This window comes from Zavarzinella formosa DSM 19928, from assembly GCF_000255705.1.
GTDB lineage: Bacteria > Planctomycetota > Planctomycetia > Gemmatales > Gemmataceae > Zavarzinella > Zavarzinella formosa.
The window spans coordinates 385,901-404,628 of record NZ_JH636445.1 but is presented as its reverse complement, the minus strand read 5'-3'; the positions used below and the strand labels follow the sequence as shown (position 1 = coordinate 404,628).

Genomic DNA, 18,728 nt, shown 5'->3' with positions numbered 1-18,728 from the left:
TATCCTTTGCGGAAACACGCACCCAACATTCCCGACATTTTGATGAACGTCAACTCTGCTCCGATTCACTTCTCGGCCAACGGCATTCCCCGGACCGCCGAGCCGGTGACTCGGGGCGTTCCGTTTCCCAAAGGCTCCCTCAACCGTCTGGATCATCTGATCTGCAAAGACCCGGCGGGAAACGTCGTCCCCCTGCAAGCCCGCGGGCTCGAACGCTGGGGGGATGGTTCTTGGAAATGGGTACTTTGCGACTGGAAAGCAACAGTCCAGGACCGCGCCACCTACCACATTGAAATCGGCCATTCTCCGAATCCGCAAACCTATTACTGGAAACCCACCGAGGACAAACTGTTCCACCCGCTCCGTCATGAAATCCCCGAATACCAACTTCGCATGACCGGCATGGACGGGGTGGAATTCAGATATGACATGGACCCGGACACCATCGTCGAAGAACCGGGATCGCTCCGTCTGGGCACGAAGCGGATCGGCTATTTCCGGCGGGACGGCATCACGGCCGCCCGCGTCATTGGCCGTTTGAGTTTCTTCGCCGATTGCCCGGTGATCCGCGTGCAGGTGACCCTCCAAAACTTCCAGGCGGCCTCGCACCCCGGCGGGTTATGGGATCTCGGCGATGAAAACTCCATCCTGTTCAAGAGCTTCTCCGCACACCTGAAACTCAAGGGAACCGAACCAATCAACGGCAACTATTCCGTTGATTCGTCCTCGCCTGCGGAACCTCTCCACGTTCCGTTCGAGTTGTATCAGGATTCGAGCGGCGGGGAGAATTGGAAAAGCACCAACCACATCAGCCGCACCCGGAATATCCCGCTGCAATTTCCGGGCTATCGCGTGCGTAACGGCGGCGCCGAAACCACCGGCAAACGGGCCACCCCCACGGTCGTCGTTAATCGCGGCGACACCACGCTCGGCGTCGGCGCCCCCGCATTCTGGCAGAATTTCCCCAAAACCATTGAGGTCACAGACTCGGAACTGGTGTTGCACTTGTTTCCCCCGCAAACGCTGGAACCCCATGAATTGCAGGGCGGCGAACAAAAGACGCATGTGTTTTATCTAGCCGTGGGCAAAGACACCGTCAGCCCCGAACCGCTGGCGTGGACGCGACAACCGCTGGCCCCCGTCCTCGATCCGGCGTGGGTGGAGCGCACAAAAGCGATCAGTTACCTCTCGGCGCCGGGAGATGGCGAGGAACCATATCAGGCCTTGGTCGATGCCGCCATCACCGGACCGGACACCTTTGAGAAGAAACGAGAAGTCATCGACGAATACGGCTGGCGGCACTTCGGCGATATCTACGGCGACCACGAGGCCATCCTTCACACCGAGGCCGGTCCGAACCCGCGCATCTCGCATTACAACAACCAATACGACCCCATCGCCGGATTCGCTTACCAATGGCTGCGCCGGAGTGATCCGAAGTGGCACGCAATGATGGACGAACTGGCGTACCACGTCCGCGACATCGACCTCTACAACACGGACGCGGACAAGGCGGCCTACAATCACGGCCTGTTTTGGCACACCTATCACTATGTCGATGCCGACACGGGAACGCATCGTTCCTATCCCAAAAACGGCCGCATTCCTCCGAAAAACAACCGTGTGCCGGGGGGCGGACCGGGGAGCGAGCAAAACTATGCCCACGGCCTGTTGCTTCATTACATGCTCACCGGGGAACACGCCTCCCGCGAAGCCTGCGTGGGGATGGCCCGCTGGGTCATCGACATGGACGATGGCGAGAAGACCGTCTTCCGCTGGCTCAGCGATGAGGACACCGGCGTGGCCAGCGCCAGCCGGTCGCCGGATTATCAGGGGCCGGGCCGCGGATCGGGGAATTCCGTCGCCACGCTGTTAGATGGATTTCGCCTCACCGATGACCGGGCGTTTTTGGAGAAGGCCGAGCAAATCATTCGGCGGGTGATCCATCCGGCGGACGACATCCAGCGAATGGTGGGGATGATCAAGGACGGCAAAAAATATGTGGATGCCGAGAACCGCTGGTTCTACCTGATGTTCCTGCAATCGCTTGGCAAATACCTGGACTTCAAGGCCGAACGGGGTGAACTGGACGACGCTTACGCCCACGCCCGAGCCAGTCTGTTGCACTATTCCCGCTGGATGGCAACCAACGAATACCCCTACCTTTCCCGGCCGGAGATTTTGGAATATCCCACGGAAACATGGGTGGCCCAAGACATGCGGAAATGCGAGGTCTTCCAATTCGCGGCCATGCACGCCGAGGGCGAGGAACGAAAAGTGTTTGCCGGGAAGGCCGAGGAGTATCATCGGTATGTGACGGACACGCTTCCCGCCATGCCGACGAAAACGCTTTGCCGCCCTGTCGTGCTGCTGCTGAGTTTCGGCTGGAGCCGCTTCTGGCACCGTAAAAACCCGGCTGAACAACGACCGTCGCCCAAGAATCCGGTGACGCAATTCCCGCCAAAACCGGCGTTTGTTCCTCAAAAGGTGATTGCCAAAAAGCGGGCCAAAATGATTGCGGCCACGATGGGATTGTTTGGAATAGCCAGTGTTATTTCATTGGTTGTTTATCTGATCCGATAATCGAAATATGCCGTCCGATTGTTGGCTCATTTTGGCTTTCAATCCGTGATCGCATCAAGCCGACTGCGAATCACCCTAGCGGGGACTCCACCGGCAATCACCATTTCCGGGATTGGCTTGGTCACAATCGCCCCGGCTGCGATGACCGTGTGCGGCCCGACGTCGGCCATGATGACCGCCCCGCTGCCGATCCAGCAATCTTCGCCGATGGTGACCTTGGAGAACTCTCCCGGTTGCAGCCGAATGGGCTTGGTGACATCGGCGATCCCGTGCATCTTTGCCCCGCTCAGGAGATGGGTGCCGGTGGCGATCAATGTGTCTCGTTCAACCCGCACATTTCCGAGACTGCAATAGGGGCCGATGTAGACATTCTCGCCGATCCACACATCGGCTTTGGAAAAAATGGTCCCGAAGCCAATGAACGCCGACGGGTGACAATGGGCGATGGTCCAGCCCAAGAACGCCCGTCGGAGATATTGACCGGTCATCCCCGGCAACAGGGCCAGTAATTCGGATGAGCCTTCCAGCGCCCGGTCTCTCCCGAGGAACGGAACCTTGATCGCATGGACGATCAACGCCGGGGAAACGGCGAGATTGGCAGACCAACGCAGGAGGGTTTTGGCGAGCGATTTCGGGGACATGGTCACACCGTCGCCACTTGTTGTCGTTGCATGACTTGGATGATCGACCACAATTGAATGCCCAAGCCCGCCACCAGATAAAAAGGCTCGAACGTCTCAAGCGAGAGAAACATGCAGCCAAACGCAAACGAAATCAGGCTTCCCTCCACACCGCAGGCCATCGAGTAAGCCAGTTCCGCATCATGCCCGGAAAGCCCCTCGGTTTTTGAGACACGCCAATTCTCCCCGGCCGCAAAGCGACCGGCCGCCGCCAGGACGGTGCCCGTGGTGATCGATCCGGCCACCGCATGACGGACACAGCGGCAGGAATACAGCCCTCCCAAAATGATCGACACATAAGCCGCCAAGCCGACGAATCCCGAATCGGCGGCAATTTGCAAATACGTGGAGTGAATCACCCGGCCTTGTTCATCGGCCCCATAATCATACGTGTACAGCGGGCTGTTTCGTATTCCCAACCCGAACACAGGATTCTCGACCGCCATCCGAAAGGCGATCGCCCACGTCGTCTTCCGACTGGCGGCACTCCCGTCCTCCTCGTGTTTGCCGATGGAAGCGAATCGTTCGACGATCTCCCGCCCGGCCATGACCGGCAGCAACGCCAGCCCGATGCCCGCAAAAATGAGGATCATCTTCCGGTGCCGGGCGCGGACAAAATACAGCGGCGTCACCAACAGCGCCGAGAGCATGGCCCCGCGTGAATACGAGAGCAAAATACTGTGGATAATCAACAGGGCCATCACCGGGAATATCCAACGAATCCAGTGTTTGATGCCATCCCAAGCAAAAATACACAGAGGAATGCCCATGCTCAACAGCAGCGCGGCCCCGTTGTTATCCAGACCGCAGAATCCCTGCCGGTAGATGAAATTATAACCGCCCGACGTGAGGTAAATCTCGTTGACTTCATAGCCGATGTAACCCAAGGCGACGGCGGAGGACAAATACAACACCCACGCTTGTCGAACGCTAATCATCACAAGCGATGTGATGAAGAACATTAAAAAAATCTTGCGATAATCATCAAAATACGGTTCGGCCACCGCCTGATTACGAGCATTGACATAGGTGATCGTGATCCACAAGGCGAACGCCCCAAAACAGGCGTGGCCAACATGAAAACGCGGCAGGTCCACGCCTTTGAAGCGATTGGGGGCAATCCAATGGGCGCTCCGCCAAATGAATGACGTTCCGATGGCGGCGATGGCCACCAAAAACGACCACGGAAAGTCCCGCTGCACATAAGGATCGAGGGAATAAATCCACATGAACTGCGGACGCAGCACCGAAAAGAAGTGATACACCAGCACCGGCAAAAACGGTGAGTAAGCCAGCCCGCCGATGATGCCGGTGAGCGTCCAGATCAGCATGAGGGCCAGCTTAAGCACGTCTTGTCAGACTCCGGCAAAGGGCAGGCTTTCGGGGACGCCGAGCAGGTCGAATTCACACCGGACAACGCCTTCGATGGGTGAACGGGTCGTGCCATCGGCGGGATTCGGGGCCACTTCAATATCGCAGGCGGGTTCAATCGAATCGTAGGTGGTTTCCGGCCAGCGGGCGAGGGTCAGCCCGAGGGTGTACGTTCCCGGTTGCAGGTTCAAGGCCCGCAACCGCACTTCAATCTCGTTGTCCCCGGCCCGCAAATGCACCGGCCGGTCCAACCGCAGACTGTCCGCGTTGACCAGTTTGTAACCGGTACGATCCGAAAACGACACGGCGATGCTGTCGGTCATCACCGGCTTCTCGGCGTTGATGTTCAATTTTAGCCGAACCGGTCCGCCGGAAATCACTTCGTTTCGATCCGACATCCCGGCCCCGTCAAACACCATTGAGGTGAAACGGGCTTCCATGTTTCCCTTGCGGCGGGCGTTCGTGAGGTCAACCGTCATGCCCGCCGGGGTGAGAACCGATTCACGGGCCAGATATTCACTCACGATGTCACCGGTCGGGCCGACCATCGAGACCTGTCCCTTGGACATCAACACGGCCCGGTTGCACAATCGCCGCATGGCGGTCATGTCGTGGCTGACAAACAGAACGGTGCGGCCTTCCTGAGACACGTCCCGCATTTTGCCAAGGCACTTCTTTTGAAACGAGGCATCACCGACTGCCAAGACTTCATCGACAATCAACACCTCCGGTTGCAGATGGGCGGCCACCGCAAACGCCAGCCGGACGAACATGCCGCTGGAATAGCGTTTCACCGGAGTATCGAGAAACTTGTCAAGGTCCGCAAAAGCGATGATCTCGTCGAATTTCGCCTTGATTTCCCGGCGGGTCATCCCGAGGATGCTGCCGTTGAGGAAAATATTTTCCCGGCCGCTCAGCTCCGGATGGAAGCCGGTGCCGACTTCCAGAAGACAACCGAGCCGCCCCCGGATCGTCGCCCGGCCGGCCGTCGGTTCCACAATCCGGCTAAGGATCTTCAAGAGCGTGCTTTTGCCCGCCCCGTTGCGACCCACGAAGCCGATGCAGTCTCCGGGGAACGCTTCAAAACTCACATCTTTCAAGGCCCAATAATCGGTCGTCTTCCCGGATTCATATTTGCGCCCGGTAAACTTCCCGGCCACCCGGCCAAGCTGATACTTGATGTTCTCGGTGAGGTTCCGGTCCATCACTCCCCGTTGGTTCAGGGAGTAACATTTGGAAAGCCCCTCGACATGGATGGATGATTTCATGGGGTCAGATCAGATCCGCGAAGGACCGCTCCATGCGTCGGTAGAAAGCCAGCCCGAACACGGAGAGAATCACCCCCACCGTTCCGGAAACCGCGAGGGAATACCAGTTGATCGGCCCGCCCAAGAGGCACTGCCGCCAGTTTTCAATCACCCCGTGAACGGGATTCAGCGGAACCCACCATTGGGCCGATTCGCTCATCGACGCCAGCGGCCGATAAATCGTCGGGGTGGCAAACATCCAAATTTGAATCGAAAACCACAGGATGTATCGGAAGTCCCGTTGCACCGCCACGAGGGCCGCGAACAATGCTCCGATGCCCATCGCCATGAAAACCAACAGCCCGAACACCAACGGAGCGGCCAGCAAACTGGCGGTCAGGGGGGTGCCATACCAAAGCATCATGCCCAAGAGCAGCGGGAACCCGACAACAAAGTCGAACAGGACGCTCCCCACGGAACTGAACGGAACGTGCAGCCTTGGAAAGTATACCTTGGTAATCAACCGTTCGTTGGCAACGATGCTATTGCCCGACTGGGAAATGGCTCCCGAGAAGAACGTCCACGGGAGCATCCCGGCAAACACATACAGGGAATAATGCTCGATCCCCGCGTTCAGCCCGGCGACATCGCCGAGAAACAGCGTGAAGACGAGCATGGCGAAAACCGGCTGCACAAACGCCCAGGCGACGCCCAAGGCCGTTTGCTTGTAACGGACCTTGATGTCCCGCCAAGCCAGATAATAGAGGAGTTCCTTGGAACGCCAGAGATCGCGGAAATTGACCATCTTCCAACCCGGTTGGGGTTGGATGACCGTCAACGGGAGTTCGGTGGCGACGGCCGGACTGGTTTCGATTGGTTGGCTCACTAGCAGGCCCGTGGTGGTTCCCGACATGATGCTTCCGGGCATGTTCACGCCCCACTCCTCCCGGCCGTGGCGGCCGATCAACTGCGAATTCGTCCAAATCATAGAAGACGAATTGGCGGCACGTCGGATTTTGGACGCTCAACAATCCCGGATGGGATGTTTTTCGCCGCCCGGCCGGCGACGACCGCGCCGCACCAGGCTCCCAGACTTCCCAAAATCACATCCGAGATGCTGGCCGTGTGGTCCGTGAACACCACCTGCCCCGCTTCGATCATCATTCCCAGCAATCCGCCCAACACGGCGAAGACGATGGAACGGCACCCGATGGCCCGGCTCGCCAGAAACCCGGCCGGAACGTAGGCCATCGTGCGGTGAATGATCTTGTTCATTCCATTCAGGTAATTCGAGTCGATGTATTCCCGGAAAGGCATCCACTCAAATCGGGAGGCCATGTCATTGAGGCGGTCCGGTTGCCAAAGCAGCGGTGTCCACGACACTCCCGTCAGGGCGACAACCCAAGCCAACACCCCGAGAATCCAGACACCCTTGGGCAATGGTTCTGGAAGCGAGGCCACTTTCCAACCGGCGAGGACACAGATGGCGCCCAGCAAAATATCCGATGCGTAGGCCGAGCAACTGACGACGATGAGCTGCAATCCCTCAATCCCGCCGGCCACCAGCAATCCCGCGAGAAACACCAGCCCGGCCGAAGATGATCTTCGCCAGCGGCTTCCGGGCAGAAACGCGATCAACACCCCGACAGGGACGAAATACGCGGTCGTCATCAGTGTTTTTTCAGGAACCCGGCTCTTGGGGGGCACGACATCGACCATCGCGAAGCCTTCCCGGATCTCTCGCTCATCCAATTGCCGTTTCATTTTGTGCCAGACAATCCCCGGACTCATCGTCAGGTCGAAGGGCATTCCCTCGGTAAACGCGAGGAACAACAGATAGGCGGGAAGCACGCGAACGGCCCAATCGCCCGGACCATAAGCCGACATGAATTGTCGAAATCGATCCGTGAGGTTTTGCCCAAAGGCGAGCCAGCCCAGCACACCGATGATCCCCCCGATGGTCTCGGCCACCACGTCATTCAACGTGGTGTCTCGCGGGGGAAACCAGATTTGGGCAAACTCGATGGCGGCGCTGAGGATGGTGAAAAACGGAATCAGCGGCAGCCCCCACATCGGCTTGGGGCGGTCCACTGTCAGCAATCCCATGCAGAAAAACCCAAGCGGAATGAACAACAACACGTTCGCGGCCCAATCGGACCGAATGTTGAAATCGAGTCCCCGAGTCATCCGGCTGATGAACTTGGCGTGCCCGGTTTCAAAATCCACCGGCTCATAATGCAAAGGGACCAGACTGCCGTAAATCACGAACAGCAGAAAGGAGATGGTGAGGATCAGATAGTGTCGGCGGCCAAGAATCGGGCGGGAGTTCATGAGGTTGGTCCCGGCGTCACACCCGTCTGATCCAGCCGCAACAACCGGCCGAACGGGGCGAGACATTGCTGCCAGTCATGATACGCCTCCGCGTATCGGCGACCGGCCATCCCGAGTTCCCAACACCGGGCGGGGTCATTCAACAGGGTGACGGTTCGGTGGACCCACTCATCGGGCGTTTCAGCCGGGACGGCCGGGAGATGTTCGGGATGGCCAAACCCCGCCAACGCGGCCGGACTCCCCACCACCGGCTTGCCAAACGCCATCGCCTCCAGCACTTTGTTTTGCAAGCCACGGGCGATCATCAGCGGAGCGATGACCACGGCCGATTCCGCCAATGCGGGCCGGACATCGGGAACTTGGCCGATCATCTCAATGCCCGGAATGGCCCCGAGTTCCCGCACCGCCGGAACGGGACGCCGACCGACAATCTTGAGCGTGGCCGTTGGCGCGTAATGGCGCATGGTCGGCCAGATTGTTTTGGCGAACCAGCAAATCCCCTCGACGTTCGGCTTGTAATCCAAGGCCCCCACAAACACGATCCCTCGGGGATTCGGATGCGGTTGCGGCGAATAGTAAGCCAGATCAACGCCGTTGGTGGCCGTCACGATTTTCTCGGGCTGGCGGCAATATTCGCGGACCAGTTGCGTTTCGCGTTCGCTCACGAACGTCACCGCGTCGGCCATCTCGGAAATTCGTTGTTCCGTTCGTCGAAGCCGCTTCCCCTCGGCGGCAAACACCCACTTCTTGGGCGGCGCGCTCGCGGCGGCATAATCCAGCCATTTTTGACTGTCCACGTCCACCGAATCCACGATGGTGACGGCCTTGCCAAAACCTGGCTTCTTGAGATAGGAGGCCAGACTCGATGCCGAGAGAACCACCCCTTGAAACGGCGTGTCGGCCAGCCATTCGCCCAACAGTTTCCGCATTCCGGGGCGGGAGAAAATCCCCTCCGAAATGCTGTGGCCGAAGAGGAATGATCGCGCTCCCCCCGGCCACTTGGAGACACCATGCGGGATCGCCGAAAATCGAACGGTCAGCCGGGAAAGGTGTTCCGTGGTTTCCGGCGTCACCGGTTCGTCGGCAAACGAAGCCAGATGCACGCGCGACCGCCCGGCCAGATAGCGGAGCAAGTGATACGTGCGGATTCGGTCTCCCTTGTCCGGTGGAAAGGGAACTCGATGGGTGACAAAGAGAACATTGGGAAGGTTGGAAAGTGACACGGCTGGATCAACAATCCGTCGTGGAACTGGTCAACAATGAATGTTCAAGCTCGACAATTTCACGTCGAGGAAGCAACAACATCGGACGAACCAAAATGTGGGGAAACCCGATGGCCTGCAACGGCGTGGCGATCAACAACCGGAGATCAAGCAAAAGACTCAGGTGACGCACATAGTACAAATCAAAGACTTGCTTCATGCGAACACTTTCCACATCCTCGTCCGGCGGAAGATAAACTTGGGCCATCCCCGTCACCCCCGGTTTCACCAACAATCGGCGGGCATAATCAGGGACCGACGCTTGCAAGGCCGGAAAGAATTCCGGACGTTCCGGCCGGGGACCGACAAGGCTCATGTCCCCCTTGAGGACGTTGATGATCTGCGGAAACTCGTCGATGTGCAGCTTGCGGAGAATCTTGCCGAGGAACGTGATCCGGGTGTCCCCCTTGGTGGACCATTTGGCTCCCGATTCCCGCTCACAGTTGTGCCGCATCGTGCGGTGCTTCCAAATCACAAACGGACGGCCAAACCGCCCCAAACGGGTTTGCGTGTAAAAAGCGGGACCGGGCGAGGTGACGACAATCAGAGCCGAAAACACCGCAATGGCCGGAAAAAGCAAAAATCCAAGCAGCAGGCCGCAAAACAGATCGAATGTTCGCTTGATGTTATGGTAATGAGTGACGCGGACGTAACCGGGCTCGTCGGGCACATGGACGTGACCGGCTCGCTGTTGAAATCCGGATCGCGGGATTGGCACGGCCAGACCGGCATAGGTTTCCGGCGGTCGAAATTTACCCAACATATCTGCGGTTCCCCATCCGAAGGTTGGTCCGTTCAACGGTTCCAAAAGCCTTGTGAACGATGCCTGCCCAAACGACAAACCACGCGAGCAACGAATCAATGCTCACGCCGTCGCCGGGGCGACATACTCCGGCCCATAACCATACGTGTCGCTTCGCGTCCCCTGCACGACCGTGCCAAGCAATGGGATGTCAAGGGCCGCCAGTTTCTGGCAGGCCACGTTCACCCGTTCCACCTGACTCACATCCACCATCATCGAAAGAAGCACGCCATCGACGTTCTTGGCGATCAACAGCGTGTCAGCCACCGGAAGAATCGGGGCCGAATCAATCAGGATGAAATCAAAATCGTGACTGTTGGCTTCGACAAGAATTTTGGCGAAGCCGTCTTGGGACAATGCCTGAATCGCGAACTTGTCGCATTTCCCCGCCGGAAGCACCCAAAGGTTTTCCGTCGTGGCCGCAACGATGGCCTCGCTGACAGGCAATTGCCCGCGAAGAACTTCGCACGCGCCAACGGTCGGCTGTCCGGCCAAGTATTTGTGGATCGAGGGATTTCGCAAGTCGCCGTCAATCAACAAGGTTCGCCGCCCGGACCGGGCAAGACTGGAAGCCAGCCGGGTGGAGAGCGACGTTTTTCCTTCGCCGCCAACGGCGCTGGTCACCAGCACGGTTCGCAAGTTGTTGATCATGGCCGAGTGCAAGAACACGGTGCGGGTGGAATCCATCGCCTCGTTAACGAGTGATTCCAAATGCACATCGTTGGCGCCCGGCGTGTGGTTCGGCAATGTCCCCACCAAGCGAAGCCCGATGTGGCTCGCTTCCTGCGGATTGCTCACCCGATGGGCGCGAAACTCCAGGAAGCCCAAGAAGACAAACATCGCCCCGAAACACACAATGGCGGCGACAACGGACATCTTCATCCGGCGGGAAGCATCGTTGGGCCGGACGATCACCGCTTCTTCTTCGAGCAAGCGGGCCGAGACCGGGGCGGTCATTTCCGCCTCCAGTTTCGAGAGTTTGGTTTGCAGTTCCTCCAACCGGGTTCCCTTGGCCGCCAGACCAGGACGAAAACGGCCGGCGTTGCTCGTCGCATCCTTGAGTTTTTCAAACTCCGTCTGCTTGTGAACAACGTCGTTCATCTTGGCCTTTTCCTCGAACTGGAGCCGGGAAAGTTCGTCCCGAGTCTTGCGAAGATCGTCGGTGAGTTTCTCTTGGAAGCCGACGGCGATGGTGGTTTTGAGTTCCTTGCTCAACGTCTCCAAACGAGCATCGAAGGTGTCGATGCGATTCTTGAGGGCGATCATCGTGGGATTTTCCGGCCCGAGTCCGGTGAGTTTCAGTTCGTAGTCGGAAGAGAGTTCGTCTCGCAGCGACTTCAGTCGATTGGCATTTGGGTTTTGGGCAAACAACGGATCAAACTCGGCCTTGGTCAGTTCGATGGGCACTTTTTGAAGCCGGGCCGCCAGACGTTTTTCCTCGGACTTGTATTGTTCGATCAGGCCGCGAATCTTGAGGAGATCGCTGTCGATCTGAATGATTTGGTTGTTAATCATCTGCTGGCGCTGAGCCATGACTTCGGGGGTGCTGCTGGAGAACCCGCCATTGACTCCGGAACGGGAGGCATCCACTTCCCCGTTCAAATCCTTCTTCGCCGCCTCGACCATCTCCTGAAGCTTGGCCATGTGCGTCTTGCGGTTCTCGATGGACTCCGTCCCCATTTTCGAGAGGTAGACCGCCGCGATTTTATCCACGATCAGCTTGGCATCCTCGGCCCGATCTTCCGTGATCGAGATCTTGCAGATTTCGGAACCGCTCGGAAAATCAACCGTCACTTCGCGAAGCAACCACGCAAGCGGATCGTTCTTTTCCACAATGGACGGCAGGGCCGCGATCACGGAATCGTTGGCGACGGCCTTCAACACGATCCGGCTGGTGATCAGTTCTTTTTGAGTTTGCTGGTTGACGGGCGGGTCGGGATGATCCACCGATCCAACCGGCTTGGCCGGGAAGTAAAGTTTCGTGTAGGCGTACGGCCGGGACGGCGGCAGGAACATCCAGACAAAGGCGAAGGCCATGATTCCGAGAAGCGTTCCGAGAACCAATGCCTGTTTCCAACGCCGTCGGACACAGGTGAGCAAACTGAGAACGGTGACGCTGCTGGCTGAAGGCGTGCCAGACGAGGGAACTCCCTTTTGATGGAGGGTCACTGTTCCCATGTTGGGATTCGAGGAGACCAAATTCACCGAAGAAGATTGCAAGTTCATGGGAGGTTCGTCAGCGACTCAGGGTGCGGGCGTTCGGTCTGTTTTTGCGGGGTGTCTCTGTGAGCGGCAGAGGTTCCGACAAGTCAAATCACTGAAGTCGTTCGTATCCTAGAACACGCTTCATCAAATCGGTGAATCCTGTGGCTCAATCGCTTAAATCCCTTCAGTCCGAAACCCGTGCGCACCCGGAATATTCGGAAAATTTTACCAAAATGACTCATCTTCACCAATGAAATCTGTTTCCATTCAGTGAAACGAATCAGTCAGAATGAGGATTCAGTAATCAGGGAGGATTGTTCCGATTAAAACGGCTGGTTCGATTTGTCGCATTCTAACGTGTCTTCCAAATTCTGCAAATTCACACCGGCTGATTCTCTGCGGAATCTTTCGTTTTTTCCTGACAAATTTTATGCCTGACTGAATTTCGTTTTTGAATCGCAGCAGTTCTCAACATTCGTCTGAAAAATCCAAAGGCGACCGACTTTTCAGATGACCTCACGCCGGTTTTCCACGACAATCTTCCAAAAATCTCTCTGAGAAATTTCATGAAATGTCTTGGCTTGACCTCTCTGGCCGCTTTCGCTCTGACGATGACCCCCGCGATGGCGGCCGAACCAGCCTATTCCGTGCTGGCGGCCGATAACGGCAAGGTGAGCTTGGTGAACGCCAAAGGGGAAGTGGAATGGCAAATGGACAACCGGACTGATGTTCACGACATTGCCTTGCTACCCAACGGGAACATCATGTTTACGACCAACGCCAGCACGGTTGTCGAAGTGACTCGCGACAAGAAGATCGTGTGGAAGCATGAGGCAAAGCAAAAAGAAGGCTACAAGGGCCGAATCGAAATCCACGCATTCCAACGTCTCGAAGACGGGAACACGATGATTGCCGAATCCGGTAACGGCCGGATCATCGAGGTGGACAAGGATGACAAAATCGTCAAGGAAATCGCCCTGACCATCGAGCACCCGAACGCCCATCGCGACACCCGCATGGCCCGCAAACTTGCCAGCGGGAATTACCTGGTGTGCCATGAGGGTGACGGCAAAATCCGCGAATACGATCCCAAGGGAAAAGTGGTTTGGACTTACACGATGGACCTCGGCGGCCGCCCCCGATCCGACGGGCATGGACCCGAAGGCCACGGCAATGAAGTCTACGGCGCCATCCGGTTGGCGAACGGGAACACCCTGATCGGCGCTGGAAACGGCAACCGCGTTCTGGAAGTCACCCCGGAGGGGAAAACCGTGTGGAGTGTCGATCAAAAAGAACTGCCGGGGATCACGCTGGCTTGGGTCACCATGCTGGAAGTTCTTCCCAACGGAAATGTCATCATTGGAAACTGCCACGCGGGCAAGGACAATCCCCAACTCATCGAAGTCACCCGCGACAAGAAAGTCGTCTGGACGTTCAAGAATTTCAAGACGTTCGGCAACGGACTGGCGGCCTCGCAGGTGATCGGGATCGAAGGCAAGGTATTGCGTTAACCTGTCCGTGCCTCCGCTGCCTATCATGAATGATGTCATGTCAGGCGTGGAGGATCATCATGGCCACGGAACAAACGACGTTGGGCGGTGGCTGCTTCTGGTGTCTGGAAGCGGTCTTTGAGCAGGCGAAAGGCATCATCAAATCAGTATCGGGTTACACCGGCGGCACGATCCCCCTGCCGACTTATCGGCAGGTTTGCGGCGGCCACACGGGACACGCCGAAGTGGTGCAACTCACGTTCGACCCCGAGATTATCTCCTTCGAGCAATTGTTGGGCATCTTCTTCGCCATCCACGATCCGACCACCAAGGACCGTCAGGGGGCCGACGTGGGAACCCAATATCGCTCGGCCATCTTCTACCAATCAAACGCCCAAAAAACCACGGCCGAGCGGGTGATTCAGGAGATGACTCGGGAGAATGTTTTCGATGCGTCGATTGTCACCGAAGTGAGTCCGCTAAGCGTGTTTTACCTGGCGGAAGAATACCACCAAGGATACTTCCGCAACAACCCGACGCAACCTTACTGTCAAATGGTCGTGATGCCCAAGGTGGAAAAGTTCTTCCACAAATTCGGGGCCGGGTTGGCGAAGTGACGGCCGTCAGATGTTCCCTTCCAGCCCTTGTTGATAAAAGAAGTGCTGGACGGAATCCTGATTGGCGAGCAGCCAATCAATTCCCGGCTCATGGTTCATGGCCTTCTTGATGACTTTGGCCGTCGCCTCCCGATGCACTTGGAAGAGGGCGGCATGATCGACCTCACCGGCCGGGACATTCAGAATTGACGGGTCCAGCCACACCGAATAGATGATTCCCAGATCGTTGGCCTTCTCCTTGGGAATGTCCCCGGCCCGTACGGCATCCAGCACGCCGTTGGCGATCGCCGCCTGCACCGTGCCCATCAGAATGTTTGTGTACCGGGGATCACGAACCGTCACCTTGCTGACCATGAGGGTCGCCGGGCGAATCTGCACGTCGCTGTTGAGGATGGCGAACACCTTCGTGTGGCCCTTCACTTGGTCACCGATGAGATTGGCGAAAGCCGTGCCCACGGGGCCGTCGAATTCGCCGATCACCACTTCCGGTTCGGCGCACAAGTAATCCTTGTCCCCTTCCACCAAGGCTTCGCCCGTCCGCAGCACAATTCGTTCGGCCATGACCGTCTCCCAAGGTTTCGCGTCAAAAAACTCATTAACCTTTCATCGGGGACAAGCTACGATTTTAATCAGGAACGTCCCTCCCAACGGCCACTAGCCGGAGCGAACCGTGCGTGTTTTGCTCGTTGAAGACAACAAACCCCTCCTCCGTGCCCTGCGTCAGGGCCTTGAAGAAGAGGGGCTTGCCGTGGATATTGCCGAAGACGGCGAGGTTGCCGATCAAAAGGCTCGTACCACCAATTACGATGTGATCGTTCTCGACCTCATGCTTCCCAAAAAGGATGGCCTCACCATCCTAAAGGGCTGGCGGGCGAACGGGATCAACACGCATGTGCTGGTGCTGACCGCCAGGGGTTCCACGGAAGACCGCGTGACTGGCCTCGATTCCGGGGCCGACGATTATCTCACCAAGCCTTTTGAACTCGACGAGCTTTTGGCCCGGTTGCGGGCGTTGATCCGTCGCGGCCATCATGTGAAAGACCCGGTGATCCGGGTTCATGACCTGACATTGGACACCTCCTCCCGAACCGTCAAACGCTCGGGCAAGTCCATCCACCTGACGCCGAAGGAATATGCCCTTCTGGAGTTTCTGGCATTTCATCAGGGCAAGGTGGTCACCCGGACGATGATTTGGGAACACCTGTGGGATGAGCACGACGAAAGCGTGTCCAACGTGGTGGATGTTTACATCCGGTATTTGCGGAACAAAATCGACCGCGATTTCAAACCGCCGCTGATCCTCACCCGTTGGGGCGAGGGCTACATGCTCCGGGGCGAGGCCGACACGGCCGAACCCGCCGAGAGCGGGGAAGCCATGTCATGAAATCCATCCGGCGATCACTCCTGCTGAATCTGTTGATTCTGCTGGTTCTCACGCTCGGAGTGGTCGTCGGCGTCGTTTATCGAACAACGGCCGAATCGATCCGCGAAAAACAACACGCCTCCCGCGACTTGGTGGAATATCAATACCACGACAAAGTGGACCAAGACTTGCTTGTCCACGCCCACTATCTGGCGAGCGAGGCTCAGTCGCAATTCCACGCCGTCCGGCTTCGGCCACAGGCCATCGGCACCCAACTCCAAGCCCTCAGCGCCCCTCTCGGGCCATATGCGTTTTTGCCCATCACCGTGCAGATTAGTGAAACCAGCGGCAATCCGATGGCATGGCTGGTGCAAACACGTCTCGCCACCGAAATCAAATTGAACGAAGAAGACCTGAATCGCGAGCGGGATTCTCCCGGCCACGAATACGTTCAACTGAATTCCGACTGGGGAGCCACTTGGCAGTCCAAATCGCTCGACGGCCATAGCCTGCCGATTGATCTGGTCGCGATGGAATCCGAGGGGCTTTATCAATCACATTATGACAATGTCGATCTGCCATCTCAAAAGACGGGCCGCCGCGTCATTGTCAAAGTGCCCGTCACCCGGTTTGGCCGCCTCCCGGACACATCCTCGCCTCCCCGCTCCCCGAGATTCGATGATAATACCCGGCCCTCAAGAGCCTTGACTGGCTTGGCGGCGCACGCTCGCGTTCCCCGTGGCTCGGGTTCAATGGGGGGCCTGTTTGGCCCCCCTCCGAACGGACCGGGCGGTGGTGGAGGCGGCGGACCGGGGGGAGGCGGTGGACCGGGCGGGGGCGGACCTCCGGGACCGCCCCCCGGTTCCCCAGGCGGGGGATCGCGAAGCTTCAATCTCCCGACAATCTATGTTCACGTCGCGTGGGATCTGTCCGATCTTCATCCCACGATCATTGCCCATCAACAGGCGCGCGACGAGCAAATTGCCGAGATCAACAACAATACTCATGCCACCCTCGCAAACTTACGTTGGACATTGGCATGGGTCACGGGGCTTTCACTGCTGGTCGCCTTGGTCGGCGGCTGGGTGCTGGTCGGCTTCGGCCTGAATCCGTTGAAGCGGCTTTCTCATGCGGTCAGTGAGATCACCGCCAAGGACTTCCGTGTTCCCATCGACCCGGCGGCGATGCCCTCCGAAGTCAAGCCGGTGCTGGATCGTCTGACGCTTGCGTTATACGAGCTACAAAAAGCCTTCGAGCGGGAAAAACGGGCGGCCGCCGACATCTCCCATGAATTGCGCACTCCCCTCGCCGCCATGACGACCACGCTCGAAGTGGCTTGCCGCAAACCGCGCACGGCCACCGAATATCGGGAAACGATTGAGGACTGCCGGGGCATCGCGAAGCAGATGAATCAACTGGTGGAGCGGATGCTCGCCCTGGCCTGGCTGGACACCGGGGCCGATGTGATTCGCCCCGAAGAAGTCGAGGTCGGCGAACTTGTTGATGGTTGTGTGATCATTGGCAAACCGCTGGCGGATGTTCAGGGCGTGACGTTCCGCGTTGAAAAGCCGGCTCATCTGACTGTCACCACCGATCCGGGAAAACTCCGGGAAGTGTTGATGAATCTGGTTCACAACGCCATCGAATACAACCAGCCCGGCGGCCAGATTAGCGTCTCGGCCGAACGGATGGCCGATGGCGGCGTGGCCTTGGAAGTCGCCGACACCGGCATCGGAATGACCCAAGAAGTGCAGGAAAAAATCTTCGAGCGATTTTTCCGGGCCGATCCCTCCCGGCACGCCACCGGAGTTCATGCGGGCCTCGGGCTGGCCATCGTCAAGGAATATGTGAATTGCCTTGGCGGACAGTTGCATGTCAAAAGCGTTGTCGGACAGGGAAGCACCTTCCGGGTGGAACTTCCGAACGCTTCCTGATTCCGGGCCGGAACAAATTCCGGCCCCCCTTTTCTCCGATAAACTAACAGCACAGGAACCCGTCGTCCCGGAGGCGTTTGCCAATGCGTCGTTTGCTCTCCGTCAGTCTGTTGCTGTTCATTTCCCCCGTTGTCTTTGCCGCCGATGTGGACGACTTTGTCAAAGATGTCTTGAAGGCGCATGCCAAGGATACGGCGACGCTGAAGAAACAGTCCATCAGCATCATCAAAGCCAGCGGCACGATGACGTTAAACGGGGTAAAAACGCCAAATATCCGCACGATCCAAGCCATCTGGCCCAGCCAGTCGCTGACCTACTATGAGTTCGGCGATGAAAAGATGAAAGGCGCGATGACGTTGTGCGTCGTCAACGACCGTGGTTGGAAGCGGCAATCGGGCATGTCCGCCGACTTGAATTTGGAAGAGGTCAACGATTGCCGGCAGGGAATGTACGCCTACTGGATGTTGACGCTCCTCCCCTTGCTGGAATCCGGCAACAAAATCACGTTCACCCCCGGAATCAAAGTCAACGGCGAACCCACGACCAGCATCACGGTCGCCCGTCGCAACTGGCCGGACATGACGCTCTCATTCGACCCGAACACCCTGCTCTTGAGAAAGATTTCCTACAAGGCTCGGGAAACCGGGGTGACGAAACTTCAAGAGATGATTTTGGGCGACCATAAGGAAGTGGAGGGCATCAAACTTCCCCAAAGTCTGGCGCTGACCTTGGATGGAAAAGAGATTTTCTCGTGGACGAAATTTGAATACGTGTTCCCTGAAAAACTCGACCGGGCCATCTTTGACAAACCTTAAACTCAATCATCTCCCGCCACCGGAATGA

General features: G+C 57.7%; 15 protein-coding genes. 6 read left to right on the top strand and 9 right to left on the bottom strand.

The genetic code is table 11. The annotated features are described in order from the left end of the window. Nucleotides 1–42: 42 nt before the first annotated feature. Nucleotides 43–2,583, top strand: a complete 2,541-nt coding sequence (locus BGIM_RS53770; protein ID WP_238537776.1) for an RIFT barrel domain-containing protein — start codon at nucleotides 43–45, stop codon at nucleotides 2,581–2,583. A gap of 38 nt (nucleotides 2,584–2,621) precedes the next feature. Here BGIM_RS53770 and BGIM_RS0133565 read toward each other — a convergent pair whose 3' ends face one another. The 8 genes from BGIM_RS0133565 to BGIM_RS0133530 all read right to left on the bottom strand — a co-directional run bounded on the left by BGIM_RS0133565 (nucleotide 2,622) and on the right by BGIM_RS0133530 (nucleotide 12,454). Further along, the gene (locus tag BGIM_RS0133565; protein ID WP_020474041.1) at nucleotides 2,622–3,224 is read right to left on the bottom strand and encodes an acyltransferase; all 603 of its coding nucleotides are present in this window, start codon (nucleotides 3,222–3,224) and stop codon (nucleotides 2,622–2,624) included. A 2-nt stretch (nucleotides 3,225–3,226) separates the two neighbouring features. Further along, nucleotides 3,227–4,612 (bottom strand): O-antigen ligase family protein, encoded by a 1,386-nt coding sequence (locus BGIM_RS0133560; RefSeq protein ID WP_029631114.1) that lies wholly within the window; start codon nucleotides 4,610–4,612, stop codon nucleotides 3,227–3,229. Between the two features lie 6 nt (nucleotides 4,613–4,618). Then, nucleotides 4,619–5,902, bottom strand: a complete 1,284-nt coding sequence (locus tag BGIM_RS53765; RefSeq protein ID WP_020474039.1) for an ABC transporter ATP-binding protein — start codon at nucleotides 5,900–5,902, stop codon at nucleotides 4,619–4,621. Nucleotides 5,903–5,906: 4 nt separating this feature from the next. Next, a complete protein-coding gene (locus tag BGIM_RS0133550; RefSeq protein WP_020474038.1) occupies nucleotides 5,907–6,869 on the bottom strand; it encodes an ABC transporter permease in 963 nt (320 codons plus the stop codon). After that, entirely contained in the window at nucleotides 6,866–8,212 is a 1,347-nt protein-coding gene (locus BGIM_RS0133545; RefSeq protein ID WP_020474037.1) for a VanZ family protein, read from the bottom strand. Before BGIM_RS0133545 ends, BGIM_RS0133550 begins: the two co-directional genes overlap by 4 nt. Continuing rightward, on the bottom strand, nucleotides 8,209–9,435 hold the full coding sequence (locus tag BGIM_RS53760) for a TIGR03087 family PEP-CTERM/XrtA system glycosyltransferase (protein ID WP_020474036.1): 1,227 nt from the start codon (nucleotides 9,433–9,435) through the stop codon (nucleotides 8,209–8,211). The genes BGIM_RS0133545 and BGIM_RS53760 overlap by 4 nt, the downstream gene beginning before the upstream one ends. A gap of 7 nt (nucleotides 9,436–9,442) precedes the next feature. Next, on the bottom strand, nucleotides 9,443–10,237 hold the full coding sequence (locus BGIM_RS53755; RefSeq protein ID WP_020474035.1) for a sugar transferase: 795 nt from the start codon (nucleotides 10,235–10,237) through the stop codon (nucleotides 9,443–9,445). A 102-nt stretch (nucleotides 10,238–10,339) separates the two neighbouring features. After that, a complete protein-coding gene (locus tag BGIM_RS0133530; RefSeq protein WP_029631110.1) occupies nucleotides 10,340–12,454 on the bottom strand; it encodes a polysaccharide biosynthesis tyrosine autokinase in 2,115 nt (704 codons plus the stop codon). Between the two features lie 593 nt (nucleotides 12,455–13,047). Here BGIM_RS0133530 and BGIM_RS0133525 point away from each other — a divergent pair. Continuing rightward, the gene (locus BGIM_RS0133525; RefSeq protein ID WP_020474033.1) at nucleotides 13,048–13,992 is read left to right on the top strand and encodes a beta-propeller domain-containing protein; all 945 of its coding nucleotides are present in this window, start codon (nucleotides 13,048–13,050) and stop codon (nucleotides 13,990–13,992) included. A 59-nt stretch (nucleotides 13,993–14,051) separates the two neighbouring features. Next, on the top strand, nucleotides 14,052–14,588 hold the full coding sequence (msrA, locus tag BGIM_RS0133520; protein WP_020474032.1) for a peptide-methionine (S)-S-oxide reductase MsrA: 537 nt from the start codon (nucleotides 14,052–14,054) through the stop codon (nucleotides 14,586–14,588). Between the two features lie 6 nt (nucleotides 14,589–14,594). Here the strand turns inward: msrA and fae are convergent, their stop codons facing one another. After that, on the bottom strand, nucleotides 14,595–15,149 hold the full coding sequence (gene fae, locus BGIM_RS0133515) for a formaldehyde-activating enzyme (protein ID WP_020474031.1): 555 nt from the start codon (nucleotides 15,147–15,149) through the stop codon (nucleotides 14,595–14,597). Nucleotides 15,150–15,258: 109 nt separating this feature from the next. Here fae and BGIM_RS0133510 point away from each other — a divergent pair, with 109 nt between their 5' ends. The 3 genes from BGIM_RS0133510 (at nucleotide 15,259) to BGIM_RS0133500 (ending at nucleotide 18,700) form a co-directional block, all read left to right on the top strand. Next, complete coding sequence (locus BGIM_RS0133510; RefSeq protein ID WP_020474030.1) at nucleotides 15,259–15,972, top strand: response regulator transcription factor; 714 nt, start codon at nucleotides 15,259–15,261, stop codon at nucleotides 15,970–15,972. Beyond that, nucleotides 15,969–17,885, top strand: a complete 1,917-nt coding sequence (locus tag BGIM_RS61700) for a sensor histidine kinase (protein WP_029631108.1) — start codon at nucleotides 15,969–15,971, stop codon at nucleotides 17,883–17,885. Before BGIM_RS0133510 ends, BGIM_RS61700 begins: the two co-directional genes overlap by 4 nt. An 83-nt stretch (nucleotides 17,886–17,968) precedes the next feature. Next, complete coding sequence (locus BGIM_RS0133500) at nucleotides 17,969–18,700, top strand: hypothetical protein (RefSeq protein ID WP_020474029.1); 732 nt, start codon at nucleotides 17,969–17,971, stop codon at nucleotides 18,698–18,700. Nucleotides 18,701–18,728: the final 28 nt, after the last annotated feature.